Origin of the sequence: Aeromonas media, from assembly GCF_000819985.1 — a bacterium.
GTDB lineage: Bacteria > Pseudomonadota > Gammaproteobacteria > Enterobacterales > Aeromonadaceae > Aeromonas > Aeromonas media.
Window position 1 is genome coordinate 1 of the sequence record NZ_CDBZ01000044.1, and the last position, 726, is coordinate 726.

Here is a 726-nt window from a genome sequence, read left to right on the forward strand (position 1 = left end):
GGGTGGAGGGGCTGCTTGGGCGCGGCGAGCTGGTGAGCATCCTGCCCGCCTGGCAGGCACCGCCGCTCCCCATCCACGCCCTCTATGCCCATCGCCGCCAGCTGGCGCCCAGGGTCCAGCTCTTCATCCACTGGCTGGCGGAGCTGCTCGCCAGGGCCCTGGTCGAGGGATCAGAGCCGGCTGCGCCTTGAGCGGTATTCGCTGGGGGAGAGGGCGAATGCCTCCTTGAAGAAGCGGGTGAAGCTGCTCTGGCTGGCAAACCCGAGGCGCCCGCCCACCTCCTGCAACTGCAGGGCAGGGTCTTGCAGCAGCCGGCAGGCCTCCTCCCTTCTCACCTGCTCCAGTAGGGCCGAGAAGTGGCACCCTTCCTCGCGCAGGTGGCGGTTGAGGGTCCAGCGGGTCAGCCTGAGGGCCTCGCAGACCCCGGCCAGCAGGGTGGGGGAGCCGACGCTCTCCTGCCAGAGCCGCTGACGGATGAGCCCGAGCACCCGCTCCCGGTAGTGGCTGTTCGGGCGCAACAGCCGCATCTGGCCGTCGAGCTCCCCCAGCAGCAGGGGTTGCAGGGGGCCGTTGCAGCCGCCGTGGGCGAGATCGAGCAAGGCCGCGGGGAAGCGCAGCTCAAAGCGCTCTCCCCGTTGCAGCCGCTCTCCCAGCCAGGCCCCCAGCTCGCGCCACAGTCTGGGCCGCACCGGGGTGGGCAACACCAGCTGGCCCTGGCCGGGGTGG

Annotated in this window: 1 protein-coding gene and 1 pseudogene; one reads left to right on the top strand and one right to left on the bottom strand. The window is 71.3% G+C overall.

The genetic code is table 11. The features are described 5' to 3' along the window. A pseudogene (locus BN1127_RS03565) lies at positions 1 to 191 on the top strand (LysR family transcriptional regulator); the annotation flags it as partial. Here BN1127_RS03565 and BN1127_RS22640 read toward each other — a convergent pair. Continuing rightward, on the bottom strand, positions 171 to 726 hold a 556-nt coding region (locus BN1127_RS22640; RefSeq protein ID WP_048824629.1), incomplete at its 5' end, for a helix-turn-helix transcriptional regulator. The pseudogene BN1127_RS03565 and the gene BN1127_RS22640 sit on opposite strands and share 21 nt — an antisense overlap.